The following is a 5,088-nucleotide window of genomic DNA, read 5'->3' as shown; positions in this document are numbered from 1 at the left end:
GCGTGGCGACCCTGCGGCGGCCATCTTCAGCCTCACGGCCCAGCATTTCGGACCGATCTATGCGATCGCCCTGGCCTGGCTGCTGGCCTTGACGGTCGGCTTCACCAATGCCTTGCCGATGCAGATCGGCGTGGCCCGCGTCCTGTTTGCCATGGGTCGTGACCGCCAGTTGCCGGCGATGTTTGCCACCCTGCACAAGACCCATCGCACGCCCTACGTCGCCATGCTGTTTTCAACCATACTTTCGCTGGTCATTGCACTGTTGATGCGTAATGACATCGATGGGCTGGCGTCCTTTGTCAATTTCGGCGCGTTGTCGGCATTTTTGTTCCTGCACGTCTCGGTGCTGGTGCACATGGGTTGGAAGCAGCGCAGCAAACAGATTTTCGCGCATTGGTGCGTACCCATTGCTGGCATCGCGGTGGTGCTGATGGTCTTTACCGGCATGGCGCCGATCGCCCTCAAGCTGGGGGCCGCGTGGCTGGTCGTGGGCGTGGTCTATGGCTTGTTCCTGCGCGCCCGGCACCGGGTGGAACTGGCCGTGTGAGTGGCCAGTTCCTTGATGCCTCATCCAGTCCGCTCAGCGATTGCGCAACCAGCGCACATAGCCATCGCCCAGCCGCTGCACCAGTGACACCAGCAGGATCAATAGTGCAATGACGATCACCATCACCTGGGTATCGAAGCGCTGGTAGCCATAGCGGATGGCCAGGTCGCCCAGCCCACCGGCGCCGACCGCGCCGGCCATGGCGGAGGAACTGATCAGCGCCACCAGCGTGATGGTGAAGCCGCCGACGATGCCCGGCAAGGCTTCGGGCAGATAGACGTGGCGCACGATGTGCCACTTCTTGCAGCCCAGAGCCTGCGCCGCCTCGACCAGACCCAGATCGACTTCGCGCAGGCTGACCTCGACGATGCGCGCAAAAAACGGCGTGGCGCTGATGGCCAGCGGCACGATGGCCGCCCACACGCCGATGGTAGTGCCGGCCACCAGCCTGGTCAGCGGAATCAATGCCACCAGCAGCACGATGAACGGGGTGGCACGAAAGCCGTTGATGATGCTGCCCAGCACCCGATGCAAGCGCGGCCAGGCCAGGAAGCCGCCCGGCGCCGTCACGATCAACAGGACCGCCAGCGGCACGCCGGCCACCAGCGCCAGCGCACCGGAGACGCCGACCATCTGCAAGGTGTCGAGCAAGGCATTGCCATAGCGCTCAATGGGAATGGACAGACTAAACGACATAACCCAACTCCTTGATGTGATGTGCAATGGCTTGCGGACCCTGGGTCAGCGCTTGCCAGTCGGGCGTCTCGCTGACACCGGCCAGGGCCACGTAGAGCTGGCCCTGGGTATGTCCCTGGATACGTTCCACGTTGGCCTGCAGCAGCCGCGTCTTGCCACCAAGCGCCTGGGCGATGCGCAGCAGGTCAGGCTCCAGGCCATCGCCGCCGCGGTATTGCAACTGCAATACGCGCTCATATACGCGCTCATGCTCCGTGGCCGGTGGCTGCGCCTGCAGCGCCTGCTGCAATTCAGGTGGCAAGCCCTGCTGCAACGGCGCCAGCAACGCCTGGGTGGCGGCGTGTCTGGGATGGCCGAAGACTTCCCACACCTGCCCCAGTTCGGCAATGCGCCCCTGCTCCAGCACCAGCACTTGATCGGCGATCTCGCGGATGACGCTCATCTCATGGGTGATCAAGATGATAGTGATGCCGAGCTTGCGGTTGATCTCGCGCAGCAATTGCAGGATGGCGTGGGTGGTTTCCGGGTCCAGGGCCGAAGTCGCTTCGTCGCACAGCAGGATCTCGGGACCGCTGGCCAGGGCGCGGGCAATGCCCACCCGCTGCTTCTGACCACCGGAAAGGCGACGCGGGTAGGTATCGGCCTTGTCGGCCAGACCGACCAGGGCCAGCAGTTCGCGCACCCGGCTCTCCACCTGGAGACGCGGCACGCCCGCCACGCGCAAGGGCAAGGCCACGTTGTCGAACACGGTCTTGGCCGAGAGCAGATTGAAGTGCTGGAAGATCATGCCGATACGACGCCGCAGATCGACCAGTTGCGCTTCATCGAGCATGGCCAGGTCCACGCCATCGACCTCGACCCTCCCGCTGGTGGGCGTCTCCAGCCGGTTGATGGTGCGCAGCAGGCTGGACTTGCCGGCCCCGCTGCGACCGATGATGCCGAAGATGCTGCCGGGCGCGATGTCCAGATTGATCCCCTGTAAGGCCTGCACCGACCCTGCCGAGGAGGTGTAGGTCTTGCCGACATCCCGCAAAGCCACTGTTCCCTTGCGCGCCGTGCCGGGCGTACTACCGACCAGCGTCGCGGTCGGCGCCGGCTCACGCAGCAGCTCGGAACGGCTGGGCGCGGTCAGCGATTGTCTGGCGGTGATAGTGAGTTCCATGCCATTTCCTTCCTGAACCAGATGGACTGGCCGCACTTACGGCTTCTGCCAGGCCAGCGTATAGAGACGGTTGTCGTTGTTGAAGGCGCGATGGATGACCGCCTTCACCGCCGCCGAGTTCTGGTAGATGTGGATGAATTTCTGCACCACCGGATCATTGACGCGGCTGGCCTTGGTCACGAACTGGATGGCGAAGCGCGCATCGCTGATACCGGAATAAGCCAACCCGCTGGAGGCATCGAACGCCTTGGCGGCCACGATGAAGTGCGGATAGCCCAGGGCCAGGTCGACGTCGGGCGTGATACGCACCAGTTGCGGCCCTTCCACCTCGACGAAGGTCAGTTTCTTGGGGTTCTCGACGATGTCATCCAGGCTGCCCAGGTAACCGACATTGGGCTTGAGCTTGATCAGCCCCACGCTTTGCAGCAACAGCAGGCCACGTCCCTGGTTAACCGGGTCATTGGCGATGCCGACCTTGGCACCCTGCGGCAGCTCGGCGAAGGACTTGTGCTTGAGCGAATACAGGCCGACGTTGGAGAGAATGCCGGTACCGGCACTGGCTAGCTTGTAGCCATTCTTCTTGACGGCATTGTCCAGGAAGGGTTGGTGCTGGAAGTAGTTCAGATCCAGGTCGCCGGCATCCACGGCGACATTGGGTGTGGTCCAGTCGGTGAACTCGACCACCTGCACGTCGATACCCTGGCTCTTGGCTTCCTTGGCGGCGACGGCCACCGAATCGCCATAGGCACCAGGCACCACGCCGATGCGCAGCTTGTCGGCAGCCTGCGCCACATGGGCCAGTGGGAGGGAAGCAAGGGTGAGGACGAGCAGCAACAAACGGGAAAGCTTCATGCAAGGCTCCGTAAAAGGAAAGATTTATTCAAAGCAAGCGGCATTGCGCGCTGCCACTCGTCGCTGGAAACCAGCAGGGACGGTGGTGATGGCGGCATCAGCGATGGGAGCGAGCGACCTCGACAGCCGCCACGAAACCAGATTGTGGGCGAGACGATCGGTTAGGGCTACAAAGTAAAACATGCATGGTTATCCGCTTTTTGCATGAAGCGGTGGATCCCGCAATGCCACTTGCAATCCATGCGCGTGCGAGATTCCAAGCTGGGGAACTGGCCCTAAGTCCAGGCTAAGACTAGTCGTGCATGATGATCCGTTAATAAATTCCAGCATCTGGATTAAATCGCATTTTTGTCATGGGGCATCAATCCCCTTGTCCTATGTCGAAACGCCCCATGGCAGGCGATTCTCCTGGGTGTCCGACCAAATTGAATGACAGGTAAAGGAAGGTCGCCGCGATGACAGGCTCGCGCGAAAGCCTCAGAAAACGTTAAGAAAACGTCCGTATTCTGAGTGACAGAAAGCAGTCATCAATCCATCAGAATTCATAAGGGGCCTTCATGAATCCATCGTCGCTCGCAACGTCCACGATCCAACCCTTTATCTTCTCGCGCAGGGTAGCAACCGTTGTCCTTGCTTTGCTTGCTTCTTCTGCCGTCTACGCGGCGACACCGGCGGCGCTCCTTGCCGATTATTCCGCACAGGCAGGATCACCTGCGGTACCCGCTCGCGGACAGCAGTTCTTTACCACCCGGCACGCACGCCAATGGAGTTGTGCCTCATGCCACGGCGCCGTACCGACTCAAGCCGGCAGACATGCCGCTACCGGCAAGCCCATCCATGCCTTGGCGCCTGCGTTTAATCCCGAACGTTTCACCGACGCAGCCAGGAGCGAGAAATGGTTTCGTCGCAACTGCAACGATGTAATTGGCCGCGAATGTAGCGCCGCCGAGAAAGCGGACGTACTGAGCTGGCTGATGACACTGAAACCTTGATCGCATCCCTTCTGCCTTCTGCCTTCTGTTACCCGGTGAGAAAAATATGACGCCTCTTCTCTCTTCCAATGTGTCTCGGTGCATGTTCAGCATGTTCACTGCCCTCGCCATGACGGCGCCCGCCATGGCCGACAATGATCGAGCTGCGCAACAAATCCCCCTGCTGCCCAGGTATCAACAGGAATGCGCTGCCTGTCACATTGCCTATCCACCCGGGATGCTCCCTGCCGCATCCTGGCAGCGGCTGATGGAAAACCTGCCACGCCATTACGGCAGCGATGCCTCGCTGGATCCGGCAGCAGTGAAGCAACTCGCGGCCTGGCTGACAAGCGACGCCGGTAGCGGCAAGCGAGTCAAAGAATCCCCGCCCGAAGACCGTATCACGCGCTCTGCATGGTTCATCCGCGAGCACCGCGAAGTCTCTGCGGCCACTTGGAAACTCGCCGCCGTCAACAGCGCATCCAACTGCATGGCCTGCCACACCCAGTCCGACAAAGGAGATTTCAGTGAACGCCATATCCGAATCCCACGTTAAGTCCCCCACCCCGACCAGGGACATGCGAAAAATCCTGGTCTGGGATGCCCCCACCCGTCTGTTTCACTGGCTGTTGGCATTGAGTTTCGGTGGCGCTTATCTCACCGCTGAGAGCGAAAGCTGGAGGATGGTGCATGTGACGCTTGGCTACACGATGGCCAGCCTGATAGGCTTTCGCCTCATCTGGGGATTGATCGGTTCGCGCTATGCGCGTTTTTCCTCTTTCGTGCGTGGCCCGCGGACCGTCGCACGTTATCTCAGCGCACTGCTGCGCGGCAATCCTGAACATACACCGGGCAAACCC

The 5,088-nt window shown here is 61.1% G+C and carries 7 protein-coding genes; 4 read left to right on the top strand and 3 right to left on the bottom strand.

The window, feature by feature from the left end; genetic code table 11:
* Nucleotides 1–547: APC family permease (locus I5W_RS03645; protein WP_044528212.1), on the top strand; the 547-nt coding region annotated here is incomplete at its 5' end.
* Between the two features lie 33 nt (nucleotides 548–580).
* Here the strand turns inward: I5W_RS03645 and I5W_RS03640 are convergent.
* The 3 genes from I5W_RS03640 to I5W_RS03630 are packed head-to-tail and all read right to left on the bottom strand — an operon-like array spanning nucleotide 581 to nucleotide 3,257.
* On the bottom strand, nucleotides 581–1,243 hold the full coding sequence (locus I5W_RS03640; RefSeq protein ID WP_044528211.1) for a methionine ABC transporter permease: 663 nt from the start codon (nucleotides 1,241–1,243) through the stop codon (nucleotides 581–583).
* Nucleotides 1,233–2,405 (bottom strand): methionine ABC transporter ATP-binding protein, encoded by a 1,173-nt coding sequence (locus I5W_RS03635; RefSeq protein ID WP_083893452.1) that lies wholly within the window; start codon nucleotides 2,403–2,405, stop codon nucleotides 1,233–1,235. Before I5W_RS03635 ends, I5W_RS03640 begins: the two co-directional genes overlap by 11 nt.
* A gap of 36 nt (nucleotides 2,406–2,441) precedes the next feature.
* Nucleotides 2,442–3,257, bottom strand: coding sequence for a MetQ/NlpA family ABC transporter substrate-binding protein (locus I5W_RS03630; RefSeq protein ID WP_044528210.1), 816 nt, complete (start codon nucleotides 3,255–3,257; stop codon nucleotides 2,442–2,444).
* 557 nt (nucleotides 3,258–3,814) lie between these two features.
* Between I5W_RS03630 and I5W_RS29370 the strand changes: the two genes are divergently transcribed.
* From I5W_RS29370 to I5W_RS03615, 3 genes are all read left to right on the top strand, one after another.
* Nucleotides 3,815–4,249, top strand: a complete 435-nt coding sequence (locus tag I5W_RS29370) for a DUF1924 domain-containing protein (protein WP_083893451.1) — start codon at nucleotides 3,815–3,817, stop codon at nucleotides 4,247–4,249.
* 91 nt (nucleotides 4,250–4,340) lie between these two features.
* Nucleotides 4,341–4,784, top strand: a complete 444-nt coding sequence (locus I5W_RS03620; RefSeq protein ID WP_374702114.1) for a diheme cytochrome c — start codon at nucleotides 4,341–4,343, stop codon at nucleotides 4,782–4,784.
* Between the two features lie 22 nt (nucleotides 4,785–4,806).
* A partial coding sequence (locus I5W_RS03615; RefSeq protein WP_044528213.1) for a cytochrome b/b6 domain-containing protein occupies nucleotides 4,807–5,088 on the top strand: 282 nt, incomplete at its 3' end.

The sequence above is a fragment of the Herbaspirillum sp. B65 genome (assembly GCF_000333555.1).
Lineage (GTDB): Bacteria > Pseudomonadota > Gammaproteobacteria > Burkholderiales > Burkholderiaceae_D > Herbaspirillum > Herbaspirillum rubrisubalbicans.
This window is presented reverse-complemented; position numbering and strand designations above follow the sequence as displayed.

Excerpts from the sequence above, each read along its gene's own strand:
- I5W_RS03640 (WP_044528211.1), bottom strand. The coding sequence starts at position 1,243 with ATGTCGTTTAGTCTGTCCATTCCCATTGAGCGCTATGGCAATGCCTTG.
- I5W_RS03635 (WP_083893452.1), bottom strand. The coding sequence starts at position 2,405 with ATGGAACTCACTATCACCGCCAGACAATCGCTGACCGCGCCCAGCCGT.
- I5W_RS03630 (WP_044528210.1), bottom strand. The coding sequence starts at position 3,257 with ATGAAGCTTTCCCGTTTGTTGCTGCTCGTCCTCACCCTTGCTTCCCTC.
- I5W_RS29370 (WP_083893451.1), top strand. The coding sequence starts at position 3,815 with ATGAATCCATCGTCGCTCGCAACGTCCACGATCCAACCCTTTATCTTC.
- I5W_RS03620 (WP_374702114.1), top strand. The coding sequence starts at position 4,341 with ATGTTCACTGCCCTCGCCATGACGGCGCCCGCCATGGCCGACAATGAT.